Origin of the sequence: Pseudomonas sp. 20P_3.2_Bac5 (assembly GCF_025466035.1) — a bacterium.
Lineage (GTDB): Bacteria > Pseudomonadota > Gammaproteobacteria > Pseudomonadales > Pseudomonadaceae > Aquipseudomonas.
The window spans coordinates 1-24,033 of the sequence record NZ_JANLOA010000015.1; the positions used below are offsets into that span (position 1 = coordinate 1).

Below are 24,033 nucleotides of genomic sequence, written 5' to 3' on the forward strand. Positions count from 1 at the left end.
CGCCGAACGTGAAGGCGCTAAACAACTCTCAAGCAATCCCTCCCGGCGAATCCAGAATCTGCCGCACCTTGCGCGCCAGGTCATGGGGCAGGTAGGGCTTGGAGATGACGTCGAACTCCGAACCGCCAATGTCGGTGCGCTCGATGGAGCTTTCGGCATACCCGGTGGTCAGCAGCACCTTGGTGGCGGGGTGGCGGCGGCGGATTTCGCGGGCGAGCATCACGCCGTTCATGCCGCCCGGCATGATCAGGTCGGTGAAGAGCAGGTCGAAACGCTCACCGGCTTCGTAGCACTTCAGCGCTTCGCGGGCATTCAGCACGATCTCGGCGCAGTAGCCGTAATCCTCAAGCACCATCTTCGCCAGCTCCGCCACGTCCGGCCGGTCTTCGACAATCAGCACGGTCTCATGGCCGTTCTTCGCTTCCGAGGTCAGCCGTCGTTCCACCGGCAGCACGGTGCCGCTGTCCACCGGGAAATACAGGCGCAGGGTGGTGCCGGAGCCTTCCTCGGTGTAGATCCGCGCGGCGCCGCCGGATTGTTTGGCGAAGCCGTAGACCATCGACAGCCCGAGGCCCGAGCCCTTGCCTTCTTCCTTGGTGGTGAAGAACGGGTCCATCACCCGGTCGCGGATGCTGGCGGGCATGCCGATGCCGTTGTCGGTGATCGACAGGCTCACGTAGCTCCCCGGCAGCAGACCGTCGTAGGACGCGACGGCCAGGTCGCGGACCAGCACATTGCGGGTTTCGATGAACACCCGCGGTTCCTTGCGCCCGATCAGCGCGTCGCGCGCGTTGATGAACACGTTGAGCAGCGCCACCTCGGCCTGGGTCGGGTCGATCCGGCAGTTTTTCAATGAGTGTTCGAGGTCGTATACGACCTGCACGCCGTCGCCGAAGGTCCGGGTCACCAGCGGCTGGACGGTTTCCACCAGTTGATTGAGGTTGAGCACCCGGCCTTGCAGTTTCTGCTTGCGCGAGAACGCCAGCAGTTGCTTGGTCAGCGTGCTGGCCTTGTCGACGGCGGAGCGGGCGTGAAAGGTGCTGCGGCGGATCCGGTCCATGTCCGGCGCGGGCTTTTCCGCGGCGGTGCGGATCAGGTCGATGTAGCCGCTCATGACTTGCAGCAGGTTGTTGAAGTCGTGGGCGATACCGCCGGTGAGCTGGCCCAGCGCTTCCATTTTCTGCGACTGGCGCAGGGCATCCTCGGCATCCCGGCGCCGACTGACATCCAGTTGCGAGGCGAAGAAGTAAATCAGCTCGCCTTTTTCATTGAAGATCGGCGAGATGAACAGCGCGTTCCAGAAGGTGCTGCCGTCCTTGCGGTAGTTGAGGATCTCGGTGGCGAAGTCGTAGCGGCCCTTGATCGCGTCGCGGATCGAGGTCACGACATCGGGGTCGGTGTCCGGGCCCTGGAGGAACCGGCAGTTCTTGCCGACGATGTCCTTGGGGTCATAGCCGGTCATGTCGAGAAAGGCCGCGTTGGCGAAGATGATCGGGTTGTCGGCAGCGTTGGGGTTGGTGACGATCATCGGCATTCGCGTGGTTTCCACCGCCGCGAAAAAGATGTCCTTGGGGTGACGGGAGATATCTGCAGTCGAAGAGTCATCGACTCGTGTAGGTGTATTTGCCACTGGACAGTTCCTCTTCCTGCCATCGACCGGCCTGGCCGGTACCCTGAATTTTTGCGCGCCCCCGTACCAGTGATGGCACCGGCTGAAACGTCGCTGTGTTGGATGGCAGGTTCAAGTGCCATCATTTTTATCCAGACCGCCGTGCCGCTTGTTGGTTGCTTTGCCTGTGCGGTTTTTTAACCGATCTTGTGCGAGGTTTCCGTTAGACTCGACGCCTTTTGGCGTGGAGCAAGCATGACAATCAGCGGAACGCGGGCGGCAACGGCGTGTGGTTTGCTGGCGATCCTGCTGTGGAGCACGGCGTCCGGCTTGATCAGGAGCATCAGCGAAATCTTCGGCGCGCTCGGCGGCGCGGCGCTGATCTACACGCTGGGTACGTTGATGCTTCTGGCGTTGCTCGGGCGACCGCGGCTGCGCTCGGTACCCCGGGTTTATTTGCTGAGCGGAAGCGCGTTGTTCGTCGCCTATGAAATCTGCCTGTCGCTGGCGTTGGGCTTCGCCAATGACGCGCAGCAGGCCATCGAATTGATGGTGCTCAATTACTTCTGGCCCTGCCTCACGGTGCTGCTGGCGATCTTCATGAACGGCCAGCGCGCCCGCTGGCTGATCGTGCCGGGCACGGCGCTGGCGTTGTCGGGGATTCTCTGGGTGGTCAGTGGCGATGGTTTTTCGCTGGCCCAGATCATCGCCAACGTACAGTCCAACCCGCTGAGTTACGGCCTGGCGCTGAGCTGCGCGGTCACCTTCGCGCTCTACTGCAACGTCACCCGCCGCTATGCCAATGGGCAGAACCTGGTGGTGCTGTTCTTCTTCCTCACCGCCTGCCTGCTGTGGATCAAGTTCGCTTTCAGCGGGGCGCCGTTGCCGGCTTTCACCGCGAGCAACAGCCTGGAACTGCTCGCCGCTGGCGTGGCCATGGCCGGCGGCTACGCGCTGTGGAACCTGGGCATCCTGCGCGGCAACCTGACGTTGTTGGCCACTGCGTCGTATTTTTCCCCGGTACTGTCTTCGGCGTTCGCCTCGATCTGGCTGGGCGCGCACCTGAGCGGGCAGTTCTGGCAAGGCGCATTGCTGGTGACGGCGGGGTCGTTGATTTGCTGGCAGGCGACGCGCCAGAAGTCGACGGCAGCGTAATGGCACTTGCGGCATTTCAATGGCCAGCATTAATATGAATAATTCTCATTTGTGCGAATTGTGCCATGGACTCCAGCCAGCCTCCCCGGAGCGACACCCTCGACGCGTTGTACCAGGGATACCACGGATGGTTGCTGGGCTGGTTGCGGCGGCGGACGCAGTGCCCGCATAACGCCGCCGACCTGGCGCAGGACACCTTCATCCGTGTGCTCACCGCCGGCGCCTATGTCGCGCCGCGCGAACCGCGGGCGTTTCTTGCCACGGTGGCGCGCCGGTTGCTGATCGATAACGGCCGGCGCCAGCGCCTGGAGCAGGCCTACCGCGAGGAGCTGGAGCGCTGCGCGTCGTACCTGGAGCAGGCGCCGTCGCCGGAGCAAATTCTCCAGGCGGTCCAGGTGCTGGAAGGCATCGACCGGGCGCTGGCGCGCATGCATCCGCGGGTGCGCGAGACGTTTGTGCTGCGCCATCTGGAAGGGCTGGGTCAGGAGCAAATCGCCCGCCAGACCGGTGTCTCGATCAGAACGGTGCAGAAGGATCTGGTGGAAGCCCTGTTGATCTGCGACCTCGTCGCCCAGGAGCCTTGATGAGCGTCGCCGTTTCCGCTTCCGTATTGCGTCAGGCCGCCGAATGGCTGGTGCGCCTCGACAACCAGACCGACGCCGCCACGCGTCAGGCGTATCACGCCTGGCTCGCCGCCGATCCTCAGCATGCCGCCGCCATCGCCCGTTTGCAGGGCCATCTCAGCCCCCTTGCCGAACTGCCGCGGCAACCGGCCCGCGCCGCCTTGCGACGGGCGCACCAGGGCCGCCCGCGCGCGCAGGCGATCAAGGCGCTGGCGCTGGCGGGTTTGCTGGTCGGCTCGGGGTTGCTGGGGTATCAGCACTGGCAGCGCGGCTACCTGCTGGCAGACCTGAGCACCGCCCGTGGCACCTGGACCGAGCAGCGCCTGGCCGACGGCAGCGAGATCAGTCTCAACGGTGACTCGGCGGTGGACTGGCATTTCGATGCGCAGGAGCGGCGCATTCATCTGCTGCGTGGCGAACTGCGTGTGCAGGTGGCCAAGGACGCGCAGCGACCGTTCTATGTCGACACGCCGCAGGGCAGCATCCGCGCGCTGGGTACGCGGTTTATCGTCGAGCGCCGCGACGACGCCACGCGGGTGACCATGCTCGAATCGTCGACGCGGATCGAAAGCCCTGTCGGCACCCTGGTGCTGAACGCGGGCGAGCAGGTGCGGGTGGACGCCAACGGCATCGGCGCGGTGCAGCGGGTGGATGTCGCGGCGCAGGAGGGCGCCTGGACCCAGCATCAATTGCTGGTCACCGACCAGCCGTTGAGCGATGTGCTGGAGCGTCTGGCGCGGCATCGTCCGGGACTGTTGTCGTTCGACCGCGAGGCGCTGGCCGGTATGCGGGTCACGGTGATGTTGCCGACCGACGACAGCGACCGCGCCTTGCGCCTGCTGGAGCGCACATTGCCGTTGCAGGTCACGCATTTCACGCCGTGGCTGACCCGGGTGACACCACTGGATGAAGAAGAACGCAAATAATTTGCAATTCCGCTTCGCGTTTTCGATTTTCGCCCGTCCTCCCCTGGGCCAACACACTCAGGAGAATCGAAACCATGGCTTCATCGTTGCGCGCGCTGTCCCTGCGCCCCAGCCGTCTCTACCTCGGCTTGCGGCTGGCCCTCGGCGGCATTGCCCTTGTCGCCCCCGTATTGACCTTCGCCCAGCAGCAGGTCCTGGCGTTCGATATCGCCGGTGGCCCGCTCGGCGAGGTGCTGGGCCGCTATGCCCAGGCCGCCGGCGCGCCGATTTCGGTCAGCTCGCAGCAGGTGGCGGGGCTGGTCAGCCCGGGTGTCCACGGCCGCTTCACCGTCGCCGAAGGCTTTGCCCAGGTGCTCAAGGGCAGCGGCCTGGTAGCGCGGGCCAACGCGGACGGTTTCCAGATTGAAGCCGTGCCGGTCAGCGGCAGTGTCATGGAATTGGGCGCCACCAACGTCGTTTCCAACCAGCTTGGCACCATCACCGAAGACAGCGGTTCCTACACCCCGGGCACCATCGCCACCGCCACGCGGCTGGTGCTGACGCCGCGGGAAACGCCGCAGTCGATCACCGTGGTGACCCGCCAGCACATGGACGATTTCGGCCTCAATTCCATCGACGACGTGATGCGCCACACACCGGGCATCACCGTCGCGTCCTATGACTCCGACCGCAGCAACTATTACGCCCGCGGTTTCTCGATCCAGAACTTCCAGTACGACGGTATCCCCACCACCCGCACTGCGGCCTACTCGGCGGGGCAGACCCTGAGCGACACCGCGATCTACGACCGGGTCGAAGTGCTCAAGGGCGCCACCGGCCTGCTCACCGGCGCGGGCGCCCCCGGCGGCACCATCAACCTGGTGCGCAAGAAGCCGACCGCGGACTTCAAGGGCCATGTCGAACTGGGCGCTGGCAGCTGGGACAACTACCGCTCCGAGGTGGATGTCAGCGGCCCGCTCAGCGAATCCGGCAACGTGCGCGGTCGCGCTGTGGCGGCCTACCAGGACAAGCACTCGTTCATCGACCACTACGAGCGCAAGACCAGCGTCTACTACGGCATCCTCGAATTCGACCTCGACCCGGACACCTTGCTGAGCGTCGGTGCCGACTACCAGGACAACGACCCGAAAGGCTCGAGCTGGTCCGGCAGCGTGCCGATCTACGACAGCCAGGGCAACCGCGTCAGCACCTCGCGCTCGTTCAACAACGGCGCCGAATGGAGCCGCTGGGAGCAATACACCCGTACCGTGTTCGCCACCCTGGAACACAGCTTCGCCAACGAATGGGTCGGCAAGGCGCAAGTGCACCACCAGATCAACGGCTATTACGCGCCGCTCGGCTCGATCCAGGGTCGACCCAACGCCATCACCGGCGTGACCTCGATCTACGGCAACAAGTACACCGGCGAAACCACCACCGACTCGGCAGACGTCTACTTCAGCGGGCCGTTCTCGCTGTTCGGCCGCGAGCACCAACTGGTGGTCGGCGCGGCCGCGTCCAAGGCGCACTGGAAGGGCAAGGACTACTGGACCGCGACCTACCGCGACAGCAATTCCTACGACTTCTGGAACTGGGATGGCGGCAGCGGTCTCGAACCGGGCTGGGGCGATATCAGCTACCGCACCGACCAGACCACCTGGCAGACCGGTGGCTACCTGACCTCGCGCTTCAGCCTCACTGACGAGTTGCACCTGCTGCTGGGCGCGCGGCTGGCCAACTACAAGATCACCGGCACCAGTGACACTCGCGAAACCGGGCGCCTCGTGCCTTATGTCGGCGTCACCTACGACCTCAACGATGAGCTGTCGCTATACGCCAGCTACACCGACATCTTCCTGCCGCAGACCGACTACCGCGACCGCACCAACAAGATGCTCGAGCCTGACGAAGGCCAGAACTACGAGCTGGGCATCAAGGGCGAATTCTTCGACGGTCGCCTGAATGCCAGCCTGGCGTACTTCGAAGTCCATGAGAAAAACCGCCCGGAATCGGACAGCGACTACAACGCCAACCCAACCCTGCCGAACCTCTACGACGCCTACTACGGCATCACCGCGACCACCAAGGGCGTCGAAGCGGAAATGAGCGGCGAACTGGCTACCGGCTGGAACCTGATGGGCGGCTACACCCACAAAGTCGTGCGTGACCAGCATGGCGACAAAGTGTCCACCTGGGAGCCGCAGGACCAGTTCAATTTCTACACCACCTACAAACTGCAGGGCCCGCTGGATCGTCTGACCGTCGGCGGTGGCGCGCGCTGGCAGGGCCAGGCCTGGCAAATACTGACCAACCGCGCCAAAGGCGTTCAGGAGAAATTCACCCAGGACGACTTCTGGCTGGTCGACCTGATGGCCCGCTACAAAATCACCGACAACCTGTCGGCCACGGTCAACCTCAACAACGTGTTCGACAAGACCTACTACACCAACGTCGGCTTCTACAGCTCGGTGTCCTACGGCGACCCGCGCAACGTCATGGTCACCACCCGCTGGGACTTCTGATCGATTGCTCACACGGGGGAGCGCAAGGCTCCCCCGTGTCACGGCGTTCTACTCTTCTTCGCTGACCAGGAAACAGACCTTCTTGCCGCCGAGGTTATTGCCTTCGGCGCTGTAGATCGCTCCCATCTTGTCTCTCAACCCGGCGCTGTCAGCGAACTGCGAGATATCCACGTTGGCGATGTCATCGCTCGAACTGATCCCGATCATGCCCTTGAACGCCAGCTTCACATCGTGCGGCAGGAGCACCTCGTCCTCGCCCACGTACAGCCCGCCGGAGCGGCCCTTGGTGGTCTGCGGGTCGACACGGATCAGCCAGATCATCGAGCGTCCGGCCAGCGAGGCCAGCGCGTCGCCGCTGCTGGTGGAGAAGGGCTGATTGGTCACCCAGTGGGTGTTCATGGTCACCGCCGTGCGAGCGGCAACGTCGTTGCGAAAGTCGGGAACGACCCTGTTCAGGTACTCGATCATGCTTTGCGAGTCGCCGCGCATGAGGTAGGCGGGATGATTGCTGCCATCCTGCGACAGCACCGGCTGGGGCCGGTTGCCCAAGGCGGTCTTGACGTTTTCGATGTCGACCCAGTACTCGAGCAGGGTGGCGTAGAGGTCATTGTCGATACCGGCCAGCAATGCCTTGTGCAGCGCTTCAGAGGGCGCGAAGTTCGCGTGTTCGGGGTCTTGCTGGATGGTCTTGACGAACGCGTCCATCTGCTCGTTTGCGTTGCGGGTAAACGCGGCCCTGACGTCTGCGTATTCCCCCAGCAGCGCGCGGGCCTTTTCGTTGCCGAACAGGTTGTTGTCGATCAGGACCTGTCGCACCTTTTCCGAGGCCGTGTCATCGCCAGGGTCTTTTTCGTGTCGCTCGAAAAAACTGCGTAGCCCGGCATTGCCGGTGATGATCCGGCACAGCGGACTCATAAGCAGATAACGGTGCTTGTAATAGAGGTCGAGTGATTCGGCTGCAGTACGGGGCATGGTGGGTACTCTGGAAATCCGTTTCTAGAAGGGCCTGTTACTGGCTAGCGGTCATGCCGGCGGGCGTGCCGCCTTTTCGGCCAGCGCCGCATGGGTGTGCAGTTCTTCGGCAATGAACGCATCGATCATCGCGCGGTAGACCTGCTCCACCACCTGCGCCGAGGCACCGGTTTCCTCGGCAATGCCGCGTACCTTGGCAATCACCTGTTCGACCCGCGCCGGGGCGCGGACGTCATCGGAGGTTTTCTTGAAGGTGGCCGCTTGGGCGACCAGATTGCCGCGGCGGGCAAGCAGGGTGACCAGCTCGCGGTCGATGCGGTCGATGTGTTGGCGGACTTCGTCGAGGGAGGTGCAGCGTACATCCATGATCAAGTGTTCCTGTCCAATTGAGGCGAGCGTCGATCATTGATGAACCCGTGCTGCCGGGTCAACTGCCGGTGCCGAAGCTCGGCGGTGAGCCCGCCCGCCAATCTGCAGGCAGGCGACCCCGGCGAGGATAAAGACGATCGCGAGCAGGGCGATGGCGTCCGTGGACTCACCGGCCAGCACCACGCCGATCAACAGTGCCACCACGGGCGGAATGTAGGTGACGCTGGAGGCGGCGATGGCGCCGAGGGATTCGACGATGAAGTAGTAGGCGATATACGCCAGTCCGGTGCCCAGTAGACCCAGGCCGAGGGTCAGCCCCACCCAGGCGCGGGTATCGGCGAACAGCGCGTCGATGCCGCGCATGGGCGTGACGGCCAGCAAGAACAGCAGGGCGAAGCCGATCTGGTAGGTGGTCAAGGCCGCCACGGGCAGCCCGAGCGGGCTGACATAGCGCCGCGCATAGACGAACGAAAGCCCCACGCACAGCGAGCCGCCCAGCATGTAGCCGACCCCGCCCAGGCTGATGTCACCCGTGGCGGACCAGGGGCGGGCGATCAGCAGCACGCCGATAAAGCCGAGGATGACCCCGGCGATCCGTGTGCCGTTGATGGTTTCCCCACGCAGGAACAGCGCCGCGCCGAGAAAGGTGAACTATCAATGCGGCGCCAAGGGAGAGAGCCAGTGCAAACTCTCTGATTCGATAGAAAAACTACTGGCTTGCCTGTTCTTCCAGCCACTGCCGTACCAGCGCCTGCGCTGCCGGGTGTCGGGACTTGCGCGGCCACACCAGCCAGAACCCGGTTTCTGCGCTCAACTCGCCCTCGACAGCGGCCTGCAGCCTGCCGGCGCGGATATCGTCGCGGACGAAGAAATGGCTGGCCAGCGCCAGCCCCTGTCCGGCGATGGCCGCTTCGATCGCCAGTGATGTCTGGTTGAACCGCACGTTCTTCGGCGTGACCTCGGCGGGATGCTCGAACACCTGGGCGATGAACTGCGGCCAGAAATTGTGGGCATCGTGCAGCAGGACGAAATTGCGCAGGTCGGCGAAGCCCTTGGGCATGCCTTGGGCCTGTAACAGTACGGGGCTGCCCACCGCGACGATGCGCTGGTCGAACAGCAACTCGGCATTCAGGCCCGGCCCGAACGGCGGGTTGCCGTAGCGCACGGCGATGTCCACGGCGTCGGTCTGGAAATGCGACAGGCGCTCGGTGGCCAGCACCCGCAGATCGATTTCCGGGTGGCGCTCGGTAAACCCGGACAAACGCGGGATCAACCAGCGCGAAGCGAGGCTCGGGGTGACGCTGATGGTCAGGTGGGTGGGCTCCGGCCGCAGCGCGCGGGTGGCTTCATCGATCAGCTCGAAGGCCTTGCGAATGCTCACGGCATAGGAGCGGCCCGCCTCGGTCAGGGCCAGGCCGCGAGGCAGGCGCTCGAACAGCTTTAGCCCGAGGCTGGCCTCCAGCCCGCGGATCTGCTGCGCCACGGCGGCTTGGGTCACGCCCAGCGCCTCGGCGCCAAGGCGGAAGTTGCCGTGGCGAGCGACCACTTCGAAGATGCGCAGGGCGTTGAGAGAGGGCGTCGACATGGCGATGGAATTTCTACTGGCTGGCTTACGGGTTGAAGCTACGCCCGCAGCGCCGCGATGAACAGTGTTCGGGTAAGAAAAATCTCCGGAGTCTGTAGGCGCCGGTCTACACTGGGCACCCCTCAAATGTTCCGAATCCCGCCATGCTCCGAACCGTCACCGACCTCGACCTGCGCCTGCTGCGCATCTTCACCACCGTGGTGAAATGCGGGGGCTTCACTGCGGCCCAGGCCGAGTTGAACATGAGCCAGTCGAATATCAGCATGCACATCGGCAGCCTGGAAAAACGCCTTGGCTATCGCCTGTGCGAACGCGGCAAGGGCGGCTTTCGCCTGACCGCCAAGGGCAAGCGGATTCTCGATGCCTCGCAGGCGATGTTCGACGCCATCGGCCTGTTTCGCGACGAGGCGCAGGCGCTGTCGGGCAATCTGGTGGGCGATCTGTATGTCGGTCTGGCGGACAACGTGGCGACGTTGCCGCAGGCGCGCTTCGGCGAGGCGTTGGCGACCTTCTATCAGCGTGAGCAGGACGTGCAGTTGAACCTGTACGTCAACTCACCCACCGAGCTGGAACTGGCGGTGATCGACGGGCAACTGGACCTGGCGGTGTCGTACTTCAGCCGCTCGCGGCCGAGTCTCGATTACTTGCCGTTGTACACCGAGGAGATCGGCGTGTTCTGTGGCGATCGGCATCCGTTGTTCGACGAGGCAGAGCCGGCGTTGGAGCGTATTGCCGCGTGCAACTGGATCAGCCACGGTTTTCTCCCCGAGAACCAGGACCTGCCGCTGCGCCCCGAGCGCAGCCGGGCCACCGCCTATCACATGGAAGCGGTGGCCCACGCGGTGTTGGCGGGTACCCATCTGGGCTACCTGCCGACCCACTATGCGCAGATCTGGATCGAGCGCGGCCGCATGCGGGCGTTGCAACCCGAGCGGCTGCGCTACGAGGTGGTGCACAGCATGATCACCTACACCGGCCGGCCACGCAGTGAGGCGGCGCGGGCGTTTATCGAGGACCTGCTGGCGGTGCATGGATTAGGGATTTAGTTGTGCGCAGCTTGAGGGCAGCGGTGCGCCCCAAGAAAAACGCTCAGATCAACTTCCCAGCCACCGCATTGCGGTAGATCCGCGAATAGTCAGCAGCCGTCAGCGGCAGTGCATTGGTCTCCGACGACGAGATATCCGCCAGCGCCAGCTCGCCGATAAGCGCGGCATCCTCGCCGGTCAATCCCAGTTCGGCGAGGGTCGCGGGAATCCCGACCCGGCCACGCAGTTCCAGCACCCAGGCCAGCAGCCCGTCAAAGCTGGCATCGTCCAGTTCCAGATAACGCGCCAGGCGCGCGGCGTCGCTTTCGATGGCGCTGCGGTTGGCCAGCAGCACATAAGGCAACAACACCGCATTGAGCAAGCCGTGGTGCAGGTGATGGCGCGCACCCAGCGGATGGGCGAGGGCGTGCACGCCGCCGAGGCCTTTCTGGAATGCCACCGCCGCGCTGGCCGAGGCCACCAGCATGCCTTCGCGGGCAACCAGGTCATTGCCATCGCGCACGGCGTTTTCCAGGTGCAGCTTCACCTGGCGAACGCCTTCCACGGCGATGCCGGCGGACATCGGGTGATGCAGCGGCGAGAACAGCGCTTCCAGGTGGTGGGTCAGGGCGTCCATGCCGGTGGCGGCGGTCAGTTTTGCCGGCAGGCCGGTGGTCAGCGCCGGGTCGAGGATCACGCAGCGGGCCAGCAGTTCGCGGTGGCCGATGACCTTTTTCACGCCTTGCACGGTGTCGGTGAGCACCGCTTCACGGCCGAGTTCCGAGCCGGTGCCGGCGGTGGTGGGGATGGCGATCAGCGCGGGCAGGCCAAGCGCGGGGTAGTCGGCGAGGGTAGGGAAGTGCTCCAGCATTTGCGTCCATTCGAAGCGTTCCAGGCCGTGCGGATCACGGCTGAGCAGGGCGATGCCCTTGGCCGCGTCCAGGGCGCTGCCGCCGCCGAGGGCGATCAGCGAATCGTGCTGGCCGTCGCCGAATACGCGGGCGCCGGCTCGGGCCTCGTCCAGGCTCGGGTTGCCGGACAGGCCGTGGAACAGCGTGTAGTCGACGCCTTGTGCGTCGAGATGTTCACGCACCGCGCGCAGCGGCGGCAGCTCCAGCATGCCGGGGTCGGTCACCAGCAACGGGCGACGCATGCCGGCCAGGGCGCAGCGCTGGGCCAGCAGGTCGAGGGCGCCGGCGCCGCAGAAAATCTCGGTGGGGTAGTTCCAGTAGTGCAGGGTAGACATGGCGAATTCCTTTTTTCAGGCACAAGCCCGCCCCGCCAGCGCGAGGCCGGTGAGTGGAGCGGGCGGGCAGGGGATGGATCAGTCGACGGCGCGACCGGCGAAGCTGAGGCTGGTGGCGATACGGCGATGAGGCTTGGCGATCAGCAGGTATGCCAGGCCGAACAGGGCCAGGACGGAGAACACCACCACCACCGCCCAGACCTGGAACCACGGCGCGCCGGGCGGCGCCAGCAGTTCCCGCGGCCAGGCCACGTTGACCGCTTCGAAGAGCAGCCAGCACACCGCGATGATGTTGATCACCAAGCCTTTGCGGCCCAGTTGCAGGGCGCCTTTGGCCGGGTCCCAGCGACCGCTCAGGCGGGCGTACAGGGCGCTGACGCTGACGATCAGGAAGACGAAGAAGAAGCCGCCGCTGCCAAAGGCGATCAGCGTGCCCACCGCCGTGGCGTTCAGGCCCAGGCCGAGGCCGAGGCTGGCCACCAGGGTGCTGAAGACCATCGCCGCCATCGGCACCTTGCGTCGGTCGACCCGGCGCAGCAGCGCCGAGCCGGGCAGGATGCCGTCGCGGGCCATGCCGAATATGGCCCGGCCGATGTAGGTCTGCACCGAGACCACGCAGGCGACGAACGCGATCAGCACGATGGCGACGAAGGGCCGCTCGGCCCAGGCGCCGAAGGCATCCACCACCGCCGGGGTCACCGGGTCGATGATCTGTCCGCTGACCACCGCGGCCGGGTCCTTGAACGACAGGGTCACGGCGAAGGCGGTGAGCATCACGGTCAGGCCCACCACCAGCATCGAGCGCAGGATCGCCCGAGGGGTGGAGACGCGGGCGTCGGTGGTTTCTTCGGAGAGTTGCGAGCAAGCATCGAAGCCGAGGAAGGCCCAGCCACACACCGCCAGCGCGGTGAGCAGGCCGCTCACGTAAGAACCGCCGGACGCGCTTTCGGCGCCCATGCTGGTGAACAGCAGGCTGAAATCATGGTTGCGGAAGAACAGCAGCAACAGCACGCCGATGCCGATGGAGGCGATGGCTTCGGCGAAGATTCCGGCGTTGACGAAGTACTTCAGCGGGTTGATGCCCAGCAGGTTGACCCCCAGGCCCAGCGCCAGCAGCGCCGCGCCGCAGGCCACCTGGGTGTTGGCCGAGGGCGGTTCGTTGGTGATCAGCAAGCCGAGCCAGAAACCGCCGAGGTAGGCCACGGTGGTCAGTGACGCCAGCGCCGCGGCCAGATAAAGGAAGCCGGTGAACCAGGCCAGGCGGTCACCCACCAGCCGGCGCACCCACTGGTAGCAGCCGCCAGCCAGCGGGAACTGCGACGACAGTTCGGCGTAGACCAGGGCCACGCTCAGTTGCAGCAACAGGCACAGCGGCACGATCCACACCCAGGACGGCCCGATGCTGATAGCACCAAGGGACATCACTGAATAGATGCCGACCACCGGGGAAATGGTGGCGAAGCCGACGGAAAACGACGACCACAGGCTTAGCCCACGATCCAGCTCCTGGCGGTAGCCGTGGCTGGCGAGCAGGTGCTCGTCTTGGTTGGACGGAAGAGGGACGGGCATTGGGGATCCTCGGCAGGTATTGGAGTTGTTATCGAGATCCGGTGCCTCTGTGGACACTCGGCTGCCCCGGGCTGGGCCGGGCGGGTTCCAGGCCAGAGTATGTCGGCTTCGCATCAGGAAAAATTCATCGTTGCGATGGCTGGCATCAGGATTTTTTGATGTTTGCACTGCACTTCGATGCCGGGTTGGCGCAAAAGAACACCCGATGTCGTTCGTCCTGTCTATGAGTATCGCCGCGCAAACCCGTGCCGTGACCTGAAACGTTGCACGGCAGGCCGCGCGGGCTGAGCTAGCCTTTGAACTGTTCGCCGGTCGCGGCCCTCGAAGCCATGTGCTTCACGGACCGCCATCGGGCTTCGCTTGCCTTGCGTGCATCAAGGCGCGAAGACCGCGGCACGGGGTGCCGGCGGTCGGTCCAATGGGCAGGGAATTCACGCCAATCACATCGAGGCTCGCCTCGTGGGAGAAAACATGACGATCGGGATGAAATGGAGAGCGGCGTTCGCCGGGCTGACGTTGCTGTGCGGCTTCGCCAGCGCGCAGGCCGAGGAGGCGAAGAAGGTCGACGTGCTGCTGGTGGGCGGCGGCATCATGAGCTCGACCCTGGCGATCTGGCTCAACGAACTGGAACCGGGCTGGTCGATGGAACTGGTCGAGCGTCTGGACAAGGTCGCCAACGAAAGCTCCAACGGCTGGAATAATGCCGGCACCGGCCACTCGGCCCTGGCCGAATTGAACTACACACCGGAAAAAGACGGCAAGGTGGACATCACCAAGGCCGTGGAAATCAACGAATCCTTCCAGATCACTCGGCAGTTCCTCGCCTGGCAAGTGAAGAACGGCGTGCTGAAGAATCCCCGCTCGTTCATCAACACCACGCCGCACATGAGCTTCGTCTGGGGCGACGACAATATCCGCTTCCTGAAAAAACGCTATGAGGCCTTGCAGGCAAGCCCGCTGTTCCGGCCCATGCAGTACTCGGAAGACCCCGAGCAGATCAAAAAGTGGGTGCCGCTGATGATGGACGGGCGTGATCCGCAGCAGAAGCTCGCGGTCACCTGGACGCACATAGGCACCGACGTCAACTTCGGCGAAATCACCCGGCAGTACGTGGCCTACCTGCAGACCCGGCCGAACTTCAGCCTGAAACTGTCCAGCGAGGTCGAGGACATCACCCGCAACGACGATGGCTCGTGGCGCGTCGAGTACAAGAACCTCAAGGACGGTAGCAAATCCACCACCGACGCCAAGTTCCTGTTCATCGGCGCCGGTGGCGCGGCCTTGCCGCTGCTGCAGAAATCCGGCATCGCCGAGGCCAAGGACTACGCCGGCTTCCCGGTGGGCGGCTCGTTCCTGGTCACCGACAACCAGGACATCGCCCTGCAACACATGGCCAAGGCCTATGGCATCGCCTCCACCGGCGCGCCGCCGATGTCGGTGCCGCACCTGGACACCCGGGTGCTGGACGGCAAGCGGGTGATCCTGTTCGGGCCATTCGCCACGTTCTCCACCAAGTTCCTCAAGGAAGGCTCCTACCTCGACCTGTTCGCCAGCATGTCGCTGCACAACACCTGGCCGATGATGCGCGTGGGCCTGCGTGAGTTCGACCTGGTGAAATACCTGGTCGGCCAAGTGATGCAGTCCGATGACGACCGCTTTGCCGCGTTGCAGACCTACTTCCCCAAAGCCAAGAAGGAAGACTGGCGCCTGTGGCAGGCCGGCCAGCGCGTGCAGATCATCAAGAAGGACGAAAACCAGGGCGGTGTGCTCAAGCTCGGCACCGAAGTGGTCGCCTCCAAGGACGGCACCATCGCCGGCCTGCTGGGCGCTTCGCCGGGCGCTTCCACCGCGCCGCCGATCATGCTCGACCTGATGCAGAAGGTGTTCAAGGACCGTCTCGCGTCGTCGGCCTGGCAGGAAAAGCTGAAACAGATCATCCCCAGCTACGGCATGCACCTGAACGACCATCCTGACCTGGTCGCCAAGGAGTGGGCCTACACCAACGAAGTGCTGCAACTGGCGCCGGCGCCGGGCATCGACCAGCGCCAGGATCCGGCCAATCCGGACAACATCGATCCGCTGGGACAGAAGACCGGCAACGCCGACCCGGACCTCAATCCAGACGCCGGTAACTAACCGCGCGTTTGCATCCGGCAGGGCGACTGTCGGATGCAAACGAACGCCGTGCAGCAATGCACTGAACGGTTGCACCAAGGGCATGTTCCTGCGCCCGCACTCCGGGTATCCTCGACACACTTTGTTCGATTGACCCTGTCCCAAGGAGTTGCGCGCTGTGTTCAAACATGTCGATGCCTATGCCGGCGATCCGATCCTCTCGTTGATGGAGACCTTCAAGACCGATCCTCGGGCCAACAAGGTCAACCTGAGCATCGGCCTGTATTACGACGCCGCCGGCGTGGTGCCGCAACTGGCGGCGGTGGGCGAGGCCGAGAAGCGCCTGGCCGACAAGCCCCACGAAGCCTCGCTGTACCTGCCGATGGAAGGCCTGGCCGGCTACCGTCAGGCGATCCAGAACCTGCTGTTCGGCGCCGATCACCCGGCCGTGACCAGCGGCCGTGTCGCCACCGTGCAGACCGTCGGCGGTTCCGGCGCATTGAAAGTCGGCGCCGACTTCCTCAAGCGTTACTTCCCTGAATCGCAGGTCTGGGTCAGCGATCCAACCTGGGACAACCACCGCGCGATCTTCGAAGGTGCCGGTTTCAAGGTTCACACCTACCCGTACTTCGACCAGAACACCGGCGGCGTCAACTTCGACGGCATGCTCGCGGCCCTGCAGACCCTGCCGGCCAACAGCATCGTCCTGCTGCACCCGTGCTGCCACAACCCGACCGGCGCTGACCTGAACCAGGGGCAATGGCAACAGGTGATCGAGGTGGTCAAGGCGCGCAACCTGATCCCGTTCCTCGACATCGCCTACCAGGGCTTCGGCGCGGGCCTGCTGGACGACGCCTTCGCCATCCGCGAAGCGGCGCGTGCCGGCGTACCGTGCCTGGTCAGCAACTCGTTCTCGAAGATCTTCTCGCTGTACGGCGAGCGGGTAGGGGGCCTGTCGGTGGTCTGCGACGACGCCGACACCATGCAAAGCGTGCTCGGCCAGCTCAAGGCCACTGTGCGCCGCAACTACTCCAGCCCGCCCGCGTTCGGCGCGCAACTGGTGGCGACGGTGTTGAACGATGCCGGCCTGAATGCCCAGTGGGTGGCGGAAGTCGAGCAGATGCGCCTGCGCATCCTGGAAATGCGCCAAGGTCTGGTGGACGCCCTCGCGGTGTTGCTGCCGGGCCAGGACTTCTCGTTCTTCCTCAGCCAGCGCGGCATGTTCAGCTACACCGGCTTCAGCGTGGCCCAGGTGCGTCGCCTGCGTGACGAGTTCGGTGTGTACCTGATCGACAGCGGCCGCGTGTGCATGTCGGGCGTGCGCCCGGACAACCTGCAGCAGGTGGCCGAGGCGTTTGCTGCGGTGCAGTGATCGTTCGCACTACATCCGATCGCCTGGTACAAGACCTTGTAGGAGCGGCTTCAGCCGCGATTGGCCGCGGCAGCGGCCACAAAACCGGAATTCCGGGTGCATCAGCCTATTCGGGATTCAGGTTTTACGACGGCTTCGCCGCCGTTCGCGGCTGAAGCCGCTCCTACAGTGCGGTCTTCAGCAACCCCCTCGATTTTCAGTCTGTCCCCGCACCGCAACGGTGCAACCATTCCTCGGACAGGGCTTTGCAAGTGCAACCTTTCAGCGCACAATCGCGCCCCTCTTTGATGGCCGGGGTGCGTTGAGGCGTCTGTTTCGCCACTTCCGGCGCTGTTGCAGTCTTGCGTGTGGAGTTGCACCCGGAATGAATGAGCAGGCCCCGAGCGTTGAACAACGCTTTGAATCGACCCCAGCCGCGACCCTCGGTAGCTGGGCCCGTCAAGACACCACCTGGATGCTCGGCCTGTTCGGCACCGCGATCGGCGCCGGTACGCTGTTCCTGCCGATCAACGCCGGCCTCGGCGGCTTCTGGCCGCTGCTGATCCTGGCGCTGCTGGCGTTCCCGATGACTTATTACGCGCACCGCGGCCTGACCCGCTTCGTCCTCTCCGGGCGCGGCGACGGCGATATCACTGAAGTTGTCGAAGAACACTTCGGTCTCAGCGCCGGTGCGATGATCACCGTGCTGTACTTCCTCGCCATCTTCCCGATCCTGCTGATCTACAGCGTTGCGCTGACCAACACCGTCGGCAGCTTCATGGAGCATCAACTGCACATCCAGCCGCCGCCGCGGGCGCTGCTGTCGTTCGTGCTGATCCTCGGCTTGCTGGCCGTGGTGCGTTGCGGTGAGCAGGCCACGGTCAAGGCAATGAGCCTGCTGGTTTATCCGTTCATTGTGGCCCTGGCGTTTCTCGCGGTGTTCCTGGTTCCGCACTGGAACGGCGGCATCCTCGCCACCGCCAGTGAACTGCCTGCGGGCGGCGCCTTCCTGCATACCTTGTGGCTGGCGATCCCGGTCATGGTGTTTTCCTTCAACCATTCGCCGATCATCTCGGCCTTCGCCGTCGACCAGAAACGCCGCTACGGCGAGCACGCCGACCAGCGCAGCGGGCAGATCCTGGCCCGTGCGCACCTGCTGATGGTGGCGATGGTGATGTTCTTCGTCTTCAGTTGCGTGCTGACCCTGAGCCCGGCGCAGTTGGCCGAAGCCAAGGCGCAGAACCTGTCGATCCTGTCCTACCTGGCCAACCACTTCAGCAACCCGACCATCGCCTTCGCCGCGCCGCTGATTGCCTTCGTCGCTATTGCCAAGTCGTTCCTCGGCCACTACATCGGCGCCAGCGAAGGCCTCAAAGGCATCATCCTCAAGACCGGCAAGCGCCCCCAGGCCAAGACCCTGGACCGGGTGACCGCCGCGCTGATGCTGGTGGTGTGCTGGATCGTCGCCACGCTCAACCCGAGCATTCTCGGCATGATCGAAGCCCTGGGCGGCCCGGTGATCGCGGCGATCCTGTTCCTGATGCCGATGTACGCGATCCGCCGCGTGCCGGCGATGCGCAAATACAGCGGGGCGATGTCCAACGTTTTCGTGACCGTGGTCGGGCTGGTGGCGCTGTCGTCGGTGGTGTATTCGCTGCTTCCCTGATGCTTGTGGCGCGACGGTCCGGTGGGCCGTCGCGACAGATTGTTCGGTTTTTTAACCCCGTTTTGTCCACAAAAATTGTCCGGAAATTCAACAATTTGCATTCCGCCCATAGGTGGACGCCGACTTTCGTGCTTAACTCTGGGTCCTTTTATCCTCTCGCATAAGGACTCCGTTCATGGCTCAAGTGACTCTCAAAGGCAATCCGGTTCAGGTCAACGGCGAGCTGCCGAAAGCCGGCGCTCAGGCGCCAGCGTTTTCGCTGGTCGGCGAGGGCCTGGCTGATGTGTCGCTGAAGGACTTCGCCGGCAAGCGCAAAGTGCTGAACATCTTCCCGAGCGTCGACACCCCGACTTGCGCCACCTCCGTGCGCAAATTCAACGCCCAGGCCAATGAACTGGCCAACACCGTGGTGCTGTGCGTATCCGCCGACCTGCCGTTCGCCCAGGCGCGTTTCTGCGGCGCCGAAGGCCTGACCAACGTGAAGAACCTGTCGACCCTGCGCGGCCGCGAGTTCCTCGAAAACTACGGCGTTGCCATTGCCGACGGCCCGCTGGCCGGCCTGGCCGCCCGTGCCGTAGTCGTCGTCGATGAGAACGACAAGGTGCTGCACAGCGAGCTGGTAGGCGAAATCGCTGAAGAGCCGAACTACGAGGCAGCCCTTGCTGTTCTGAAGTAAGTTGCTCGCGGGCTTGCCCGCAAAAACCTGAAACGTGATGACGGCCTGGCTTTGTCCAGGCCGTTTTCATTTAAAGTTCAGGGCCTTGGCTACGTCAGTGATCAGTAAATTGCCGGTAAAGGCGCTTTGCTAATCGGTCCCGAGTGCTTATCGTTCAGCCTCCTTCAAAGTTTCCTGCGCAGATATGGTCGGTCAACCCATGCAATCTTCCTCCCGTTCTTCCCGCCGCTGGCTGTTCAGCCTGTTGATTTTGTTGCTGGTCGCCGGCCTGTGCTGGTGGCTGTGGCCGGCATCGACGACAACCAAGGCCCCGGCCAAGAGCGAGGCGCCGGCAGCCGGGCGGCGCGGCGGCGCGGGTCCCATGGGGGGGCCGGGGCGTCCGGGCTTCGGCAATTCGACCGCCACGGTTCCGGTGCGCGTAGCGTCCGCAGCGGTGGGCGACTTCCCGCTGTATTACAAGGCGCTGGGCACGGTCACCGCGACCAACACGGTCAACGTGCGCAGCCGGGTGGCGGGGGAGTTGGTCAAGGTGCACTTCCAGGAAGGCCAGCAGGTCAAGGCCGGCGACCTGCTCGCCGAGATCGATCCGCGCAGCTACCAGATCGCCCTGCAACAGGCTGAAGGGACCCTGGCGCAGAACCAGGCGCAACTGAAGAACGCCCAGATCGATCTGGGACGCTATAAAGGCTTGTTCGCCGAAGACAGCATCGCCAAGCAGACCCTCGATACCCAGGCCGCGCTGGTCGCGCAGTACGAAGGCACGATCAAGACCAACCAGGCGGCGGTCAACGACGCCAAGCTGAACCTGGACTTCACTAAAATCCGCGCGCCTATCGGCGGCCGCCTCGGCCTGCGTCAACTGGACCTGGGCAACCTGGTGGCGGCCAACGACACCACCGCGCTGGTGGTGATCACCCAGACCCAGCCGATCACCGTCGCCTTCACCCTGCCGGAAACCGACCTGGACACCGTGCTCGCGCGCTTCCGCAGTGGCGCGCCGCTGCCGGTCGAGGCCTGGGACCGCGGCGACACTCGCCAGCAGGCCGTCGGTGTGCTGCGCAGCCTCGACAACCAGATCGACATCACCACCGGCACGCTGAAATTCAAGGCGCGTTTCGAGAACCAGGACGAAGCGCTGTTCCCCAACCAGTTCGTCAACGTGCGCCTGCTCGCCGACACCCAGAAAGACGTGATCACCGCCCCGGCGGCGGCGATCCAGTTCGGCACCAACGGCACCTTCGTCTATGTGGTGGACGCGGAGAACAAGGTGCATATCCGCACCCTCAAGCTGGGCGCCAGCGACGGCGAGCGCACGGTGATCAAGGAAGGCCTGGCGAAGGGCGAGCGGGTGGTGCTGGAAGGCACCGATCGCCTGCGCGACGGCACCGTGGTTGACGTGGTGGACGACGCCGCCGAGGTTCCGACGACGCCCGGCCAGCATTTGCAAGGCCAGGACAAAAACGATGTCTCGGCCGTGCCTGAGCGTCCGGCCCGTCAAGGCAAGGCTGGCGCATGAACCTCTCGCGGCTGTTCATCCTCCGTCCGGTTGCCACCACGCTGAGCATGCTGGCCATCGTCCTGGCCGGCCTGATCGCCTACAAATTGCTGCCGGTGGCGGCCTTGCCCCAGGTGGATTACCCGACCATCCGGGTCATGACCCTCTATCCCGGCGCCAGTCCGCAGGTAATGACCAGCGCCGTGACCGCGCCGCTGGAGCGCCAGTTCGGGCAGATGCCGGGCCTGACCCAGATGGCGTCCACCAGTTCCGGTGGCGCGTCGGTGCTGACCCTGCGCTTCAGCCTGGAAATGAACATGGATGTCGCCGAGCAACAGGTCCAGGCCGCGATCAACGCCGCCAGCAACCTGCTGCCCAGCGACCTGCCGGCACCGCCGGTGTACAACAAGGTCAACCCGGCGGACACCCCGGTGCTGACCCTGGCGATTTCCTCGAAAACCATGCCGTTGCCCAAGCTCAATGACCTGGTCGATACCCGCATGGCGCAGAAGATTGCCCAGATCAGCGGCGTCGGCATGGTCAGCATCGCCGGCGGCCAGCGCCAGGCGGTGCGGATCAAAGTCAACCCCGAGGCGCTGGCCTCGGCGGGGCTGAACCTTGCCGATGTGCGCACCTTGGTCGGTGCCTCCAACGTCAACCAGCCCAAGGGCAACTTCGACGGCCCGACCCGGGTGTCGATGCTCGACGCCAACGATCAACTGCGCTCCCCCGAGGAATACGCCAACCTGATCCTCGCCTACGCCAACGGCGCGCCGCTGCGCCTGAAGGATGTCGCCGAGATCGTCGACGGCGCCGAGAACGAGCGCCTGGCGGCCTGGGCCAACCAGAACCAGGCGGTGTTGCTGAACATCCAGCGCCAGCCGGGGGCCAACGTCATCGAGGTAGTGGACCGGATCAAGCAGATGCTGCCGTCGATCACCGACAACCTGCCGGCCGGCCTCGACGTGGTGGTGCTCACCGACCGCACCCAGACCATCCGCGCCTCGGTCAAGGACGTGCAGCATGAGCTGCTGATCGCCATCGCCCTGGTGGTGATGGTCACGTTCCTGTTCCTGCGCCGGGTCAGCGCGACCATCATTCCGTCGGTCGCGGTGCCGCTGTCGTTGATCGGCACCTTCGGCGTGATGTACCTGGCCGGCTTCTCGATCAACAACCTGACCCTGATGGCGCTGACCATCGCCACCGGTTTCGTGGTGGACGATGCCATCGTCATGCTGGAGAACATCGCCCGCCATATCGAGGAAGGGGAGACGCCGTTGCAGGCGGCGCTCAAGGGCGCCCGGCAGATCGGTTTCACCCTGATTTCGCTGACTTTCTCGCTGATCGCGGTATTGATCCCGCTGCTGTTCATGGCCGATGTCGTGGGGCGGCTGTTCCGCGAATTCGCCATCACCCTGGCGGTGGCGATCCTGATTTCCCTGGTGGTGTCCCTGACCCTGACGCCGATGATGTGCGCGCGCTTGCTCAAGCGCGAGCCGAAGGAAGAAGAGCAGGGCCGTTTCTACCGTGCCAGTGGTGCCTGGATCGACTGGATGATCGAGCATTATGGCCGCGGCCTGCAGTGGGTCCTGCGGCACCAGCCGCTGACCTTGCTGGTGGCGGTGGCGACCCTGGGCCTGACCGTGCTGCTGTATCTGGTGGTGCCCAAGGGCTTCTTCCCGGTGCAGGACACCGGGGTGATCCAGGGTATTTCCGAGGCGCCGCAGTCGATTTCCTTCACCGCCATGAGCCAGCGCCAGCAGGAACTGGCCGCGCTGGTTCTCGAAGACCCGGCGGTGGAAAGCCTGTCGTCCTATATCGGTGTCGATGGCGACAACGCGACGCTGAACAGCGGTCGCCTGCTGATCAACCTCAAGCCCCACGGCGAGCGCGACCTCACCGCGGCCCAGGTGATCGCCCGCCTGCAACCACGGGTCGACCGCCTCAGCGGCATCCGCCTGTTCATGCAGCCGGTGCAGGACCTGAGCATCGAGGACCGGGTCAGCCGCACCCAGTACCAGTTCAGCCTGTCTTCGCCGGATGCCGAGTTGCTGTCGACGTGGAGCGACACCCTGGTGCAGACCCTGCAACAGCGGCCGGAACTCACCGACGTTGCCAGTGACTTGCAGGACAAGGGCCTGCAAGTCTTCTTGGTGATCGACCGCGACGCCGCCAGCCGCCTCGGCGTGACCGTCTCGGAAATCACCAATGCGCTGTATGACGCCTTTGGCCAGCGGCAGATTTCCACCATCTACACCCAGGCCAGCCAGTACCGCGTGGTGCTGCAGGCCGCCGCCGCGTCGAGTATCGGGCCCAAGGTGCTGGACCAGATCTACGTCAAGACCACCGACGGCGCGCAGGTCCGGCTGTCGGCCCTGGCGCGCGTCGAGGAACGTCAGGCGCAACTGGCTATCGCTCATATCGGCCAGTTCCCGGCGGTGATGATGTCGTTCAACCTGGCCGAAGGCGTATCCCTGGGCGAGGCGGTGCAGGTCATCGAGCAGGTGCAGAAGGACATCGGCATGCCGCTGGGCGTGCAGACCCGCTTCCAGGGTGCGGCCGAGGCCTTCCAGGCGTCGCTGTCGAGCACGCTGCTGCTGGTGCTCGCCGCCGTGGTAACCATGTACATCGTGCTCGGCGTGCTCTACGAGAGCTACATTCACCCGATCACCATCCTCTCGACCCTGCCGTCGGCGGCGGTGGGCGCCTTGCTGGCGCTGATCCTCACCGGCAATGACCTAGGGATGATCGCCATCATCGGCATCATCCTGCTGATCGGTATCGTCAAGAAAAACGCGATCATGATGATCGACTTCGCTCTCGAAGCCGAACGCCACCAGGGCATGGACCCGCAGACCGCGATCTACCAGGCCGCGCTGCTGCGTTTCCGGCCGATCCTGATGACCACCCTGGCGGCGTTGTTCGGCGCCGTGCCGCTGATGCTCGCCACCGGTTCCGGCGCCGAGCTGCGCCAGCCGCTGGGCCTGGTGATGGTCGGCGGGCTGCTGGTCAGCCAGGTCCTCACGCTGTTCACCACACCGGTGATCTACCTGTACTTCGATCGCCTGGCGCGCCGTTTCAAACCTGAACAGAACGTTGTGGAGGAAGCGGTGTGATCAGCCTTCGCAACCCTGCTCGTAGCGTGCAGCT

General features: G+C 64.4%; 18 protein-coding genes. 11 read left to right on the forward strand and 7 right to left on the reverse strand.

Annotation, left to right across the window (positions count from 1 at the left end):
- Positions 1-28 precede the first annotated feature (28 nt).
- Complete coding sequence (locus tag NTD88_RS02345) at positions 29-1,630, reverse strand: histidine kinase famiy protein (protein WP_095155227.1); 1,602 nt, start codon at positions 1,628-1,630, stop codon at positions 29-31.
- Positions 1,631-1,864: 234 nt separating this feature from the next.
- Here NTD88_RS02345 and yddG point away from each other — a divergent pair, with 234 nt between their 5' ends.
- The 4 genes from yddG to NTD88_RS02365 all read left to right on the forward strand — a co-directional run bounded on the left by yddG (position 1,865) and on the right by NTD88_RS02365 (position 6,814).
- Complete coding sequence (gene yddG, locus NTD88_RS02350) at positions 1,865-2,764, forward strand: aromatic amino acid DMT transporter YddG (RefSeq protein WP_262156427.1); 900 nt, start codon at positions 1,865-1,867, stop codon at positions 2,762-2,764.
- Positions 2,765-2,829: 65 nt separating this feature from the next.
- Positions 2,830-3,348 (forward strand): sigma-70 family RNA polymerase sigma factor, encoded by a 519-nt coding sequence (locus NTD88_RS02355; protein WP_262156426.1) that lies wholly within the window; start codon positions 2,830-2,832, stop codon positions 3,346-3,348.
- Positions 3,348-4,313, forward strand: coding sequence for a FecR family protein (locus NTD88_RS02360; RefSeq protein WP_262156425.1), 966 nt, complete (start codon positions 3,348-3,350; stop codon positions 4,311-4,313). The genes NTD88_RS02355 and NTD88_RS02360 overlap by 1 nt, the downstream gene beginning before the upstream one ends.
- 74 nt (positions 4,314-4,387) lie before the next feature.
- Positions 4,388-6,814 carry a TonB-dependent siderophore receptor gene (locus tag NTD88_RS02365; protein ID WP_262156424.1) on the forward strand — a complete coding sequence of 809 codons (2,427 nt, stop codon included), beginning with the start codon at positions 4,388-4,390 and terminating at the stop codon, positions 6,812-6,814.
- Between the two features lie 48 nt (positions 6,815-6,862).
- Here the strand turns inward: NTD88_RS02365 and NTD88_RS02370 are convergent, their stop codons facing one another.
- From NTD88_RS02370 to NTD88_RS02385, 4 genes are all read right to left on the reverse strand, one after another.
- Positions 6,863-7,786 (reverse strand): ADP-ribosyltransferase, encoded by a 924-nt coding sequence (locus NTD88_RS02370; RefSeq protein WP_262156423.1) that lies wholly within the window; start codon positions 7,784-7,786, stop codon positions 6,863-6,865.
- 51 nt (positions 7,787-7,837) lie between these two features.
- Positions 7,838-8,152 (reverse strand): chorismate mutase, encoded by a 315-nt coding sequence (locus NTD88_RS02375; RefSeq protein WP_262156422.1) that lies wholly within the window; start codon positions 8,150-8,152, stop codon positions 7,838-7,840.
- Between the two features lie 36 nt (positions 8,153-8,188).
- Positions 8,189-8,719, reverse strand: a complete 531-nt coding sequence (locus tag NTD88_RS02380) for a DMT family transporter (RefSeq protein ID WP_262156421.1) — start codon at positions 8,717-8,719, stop codon at positions 8,189-8,191.
- Positions 8,720-8,864: 145 nt separating this feature from the next.
- Complete coding sequence (locus NTD88_RS02385) at positions 8,865-9,740, reverse strand: LysR substrate-binding domain-containing protein (protein ID WP_262156420.1); 876 nt, start codon at positions 9,738-9,740, stop codon at positions 8,865-8,867.
- Between the two features lie 143 nt (positions 9,741-9,883).
- On the opposite strand from NTD88_RS02385, the gene NTD88_RS02390 reads away from it, so the two are divergent.
- Positions 9,884-10,786 (forward strand): LysR family transcriptional regulator, encoded by a 903-nt coding sequence (locus tag NTD88_RS02390; protein WP_175650029.1) that lies wholly within the window; start codon positions 9,884-9,886, stop codon positions 10,784-10,786.
- Positions 10,787-10,829: 43 nt separating this feature from the next.
- Here NTD88_RS02390 and NTD88_RS02395 read toward each other — a convergent pair whose 3' ends face one another.
- Together NTD88_RS02395 and NTD88_RS02400 are read right to left on the reverse strand one after the other, a co-directional pair.
- The gene (locus NTD88_RS02395; RefSeq protein ID WP_262156419.1) at positions 10,830-12,011 is read right to left on the reverse strand and encodes an iron-containing alcohol dehydrogenase; all 1,182 of its coding nucleotides are present in this window, start codon (positions 12,009-12,011) and stop codon (positions 10,830-10,832) included.
- A 78-nt stretch (positions 12,012-12,089) separates the two neighbouring features.
- Positions 12,090-13,580 (reverse strand): APC family permease, encoded by a 1,491-nt coding sequence (locus NTD88_RS02400; RefSeq protein ID WP_262131123.1) that lies wholly within the window; start codon positions 13,578-13,580, stop codon positions 12,090-12,092.
- 483 nt (positions 13,581-14,063) lie between these two features.
- Here NTD88_RS02400 and mqo point away from each other — a divergent pair, with 483 nt between their 5' ends.
- The 6 genes from mqo to NTD88_RS02430 all read left to right on the forward strand — a co-directional run bounded on the left by mqo (position 14,064) and on the right by NTD88_RS02430 (position 23,999).
- Positions 14,064-15,716, forward strand: coding sequence for a malate dehydrogenase (quinone) (gene mqo, locus NTD88_RS02405; protein ID WP_262156440.1), 1,653 nt, complete (start codon positions 14,064-14,066; stop codon positions 15,714-15,716).
- Between the two features lie 157 nt (positions 15,717-15,873).
- Positions 15,874-17,067 (forward strand): aromatic amino acid transaminase, encoded by a 1,194-nt coding sequence (locus NTD88_RS02410; protein ID WP_095155213.1) that lies wholly within the window; start codon positions 15,874-15,876, stop codon positions 17,065-17,067.
- Positions 17,068-17,431: 364 nt separating this feature from the next.
- On the forward strand, positions 17,432-18,712 hold the full coding sequence (locus NTD88_RS02415) for a serine/threonine transporter (RefSeq protein WP_262156418.1): 1,281 nt from the start codon (positions 17,432-17,434) through the stop codon (positions 18,710-18,712).
- A 175-nt stretch (positions 18,713-18,887) separates the two neighbouring features.
- Positions 18,888-19,388, forward strand: coding sequence for a thiol peroxidase (gene tpx / locus NTD88_RS02420; RefSeq protein WP_095155211.1), 501 nt, complete (start codon positions 18,888-18,890; stop codon positions 19,386-19,388).
- Positions 19,389-19,587: 199 nt separating this feature from the next.
- Complete coding sequence (locus NTD88_RS02425) at positions 19,588-20,904, forward strand: MdtA/MuxA family multidrug efflux RND transporter periplasmic adaptor subunit (RefSeq protein ID WP_262156417.1); 1,317 nt, start codon at positions 19,588-19,590, stop codon at positions 20,902-20,904.
- On the forward strand, positions 20,901-23,999 hold the full coding sequence (locus NTD88_RS02430; protein ID WP_262156416.1) for an MdtB/MuxB family multidrug efflux RND transporter permease subunit: 3,099 nt from the start codon (positions 20,901-20,903) through the stop codon (positions 23,997-23,999). Before NTD88_RS02425 ends, NTD88_RS02430 begins: the two co-directional genes overlap by 4 nt.
- The last annotated feature ends 34 nt before the right edge of the window (positions 24,000-24,033 follow it).

Bases quoted from the DNA above. Each gene is read 5' to 3' on its own strand.
- yddG (WP_262156427.1), top strand. From the start codon at position 1,865: ATGACAATCAGCGGAACGCGGGCGGCAACGGCGTGTGGTTTGCTGGCG.
- NTD88_RS02355 (WP_262156426.1), top strand. From the start codon at position 2,830: ATGGACTCCAGCCAGCCTCCCCGGAGCGACACCCTCGACGCGTTGTAC.
- NTD88_RS02360 (WP_262156425.1), top strand. From the start codon at position 3,348: ATGAGCGTCGCCGTTTCCGCTTCCGTATTGCGTCAGGCCGCCGAATGG.
- NTD88_RS02365 (WP_262156424.1), top strand. From the start codon at position 4,388: ATGGCTTCATCGTTGCGCGCGCTGTCCCTGCGCCCCAGCCGTCTCTAC.
- NTD88_RS02370 (WP_262156423.1), bottom strand. From the start codon at position 7,786: ATGCCCCGTACTGCAGCCGAATCACTCGACCTCTATTACAAGCACCGT.
- NTD88_RS02375 (WP_262156422.1), bottom strand. From the start codon at position 8,152: ATGGATGTACGCTGCACCTCCCTCGACGAAGTCCGCCAACACATCGAC.
- NTD88_RS02385 (WP_262156420.1), bottom strand. From the start codon at position 9,740: ATGTCGACGCCCTCTCTCAACGCCCTGCGCATCTTCGAAGTGGTCGCT.
- NTD88_RS02390 (WP_175650029.1), top strand. From the start codon at position 9,884: ATGCTCCGAACCGTCACCGACCTCGACCTGCGCCTGCTGCGCATCTTC.
- NTD88_RS02395 (WP_262156419.1), bottom strand. From the start codon at position 12,011: ATGTCTACCCTGCACTACTGGAACTACCCCACCGAGATTTTCTGCGGC.
- NTD88_RS02400 (WP_262131123.1), bottom strand. From the start codon at position 13,580: ATGCCCGTCCCTCTTCCGTCCAACCAAGACGAGCACCTGCTCGCCAGC.
- mqo (WP_262156440.1), top strand. From the start codon at position 14,064: ATGAAATGGAGAGCGGCGTTCGCCGGGCTGACGTTGCTGTGCGGCTTC.
- NTD88_RS02415 (WP_262156418.1), top strand. From the start codon at position 17,432: ATGAATGAGCAGGCCCCGAGCGTTGAACAACGCTTTGAATCGACCCCA.
- tpx (WP_095155211.1), top strand. From the start codon at position 18,888: ATGGCTCAAGTGACTCTCAAAGGCAATCCGGTTCAGGTCAACGGCGAG.
- NTD88_RS02425 (WP_262156417.1), top strand. From the start codon at position 19,588: ATGCAATCTTCCTCCCGTTCTTCCCGCCGCTGGCTGTTCAGCCTGTTG.
- NTD88_RS02430 (WP_262156416.1), top strand. From the start codon at position 20,901: ATGAACCTCTCGCGGCTGTTCATCCTCCGTCCGGTTGCCACCACGCTG.